Origin of the sequence: Beijerinckia sp. L45 (genome assembly GCF_009765775.1) — a bacterium.
Classification (GTDB): domain Bacteria; phylum Pseudomonadota; class Alphaproteobacteria; order Rhizobiales; family Beijerinckiaceae; genus RH-AL1.
Window position 1 is genome coordinate 1 of the sequence record NZ_LMUU01000126.1, and the last position, 1,031, is coordinate 1,031.

2 protein-coding genes are annotated in these 1,031 nt (G+C 65.9%); both read left to right on the forward strand.

The window, feature by feature from the left end; genetic code table 11:
• A partial coding sequence (locus GSQ79_RS13340; protein ID WP_174243210.1) for an anti-sigma factor occupies positions 1-419 on the forward strand: 419 nt, incomplete at its 5' end.
• Between the two features lie 84 nt (positions 420-503).
• A partial coding sequence (gene xseA / locus GSQ79_RS29535) for an exodeoxyribonuclease VII large subunit (RefSeq protein ID WP_246725317.1) occupies positions 504-1,031 on the forward strand: 528 nt, incomplete at its 3' end.

Here is a 1,031-nt window from a genome sequence, read left to right on the forward strand (position 1 = left end):
TCGCGGTCGCCGCGAGCAGCCTTGCCGCAGCTTTGCTGGTTTTCGTCGGCGTTCGCGAATTCGTCCCCGGTGCCGAGCAGTCGACTTATGTCGCAGCGATCAATCCGGGTGGCGGCAAGCCGGCCATGCTGGTGCAGGTCGACCTCAAGACGAAGAGCGTGAAGGTACGCTGCCTGACGGCCGCGGCGCCGGCGGGCAAAAGTCTCGAGCTCTGGTACATCGGCGATGGCAAGCCGCCGCGCTCGATGGGCGTGGTCAAACACGAGGCCGTGTCGCTCAAGATCCCGACCGACGCGCGAGCGGATTATGAGGCGGCGGAGAGCGGGGCCTTCGCTGTGTCCGTCGAGCCGAAGGGCGGCTCCACGACCGGCGCGCCGACGGGACCGGTCGTCTACTCCGGCCAGCTCGTCAAGGAATAGCGCTTCGCCTTCAAGATCGTATTGCCTTCGCGGTGCCATCGTCGCATGCGTTAGGTCTCGAACGAACGAGGACGCACCCTAGACATGCCGGCTTTGGCTGAACGCCCCACGTCAAACACGCCGGAAATGACCGTCGGCGAACTCTCCGGCGCGCTGAAGCGGACGATCGAGGACCGCTTCGGCTTCGTCCGCGTGCGCGGCGAGATCTCCAATTTTCGCGGCGTCCACACGTCCGGCCACGCCTATTTCTGCCTCAAGGACGAGAACGCGCGCATCGACGCCGTCGTCTGGAAAGGCACGTTCAGCAAGCTGAAGACCAAGCCGCAGGAAGGCTTGGAGGTGATCGCCACCGGCAAGATCACCACCTTCCCCGGCAAATCCTCGTACCAGATCGTCATCGAGGCGATCGAGCCCGCCGGCATCGGCGCGCTGATGGCGCTGCTCGAAGCCCGCCGCAAGGCGCTCGGCGCCGAAGGCCTGTTCGACGAGAGCCGCAAGCGCGCCCTGCCTTATCTGCCCCGGGTGATCGGCGTGGTCACCTCGCCGACCGGTGCCGTCATCCGCGATATCTTGCACCGCATTGCCGACCGCTTTCCCCGCCACGTCCTGGTC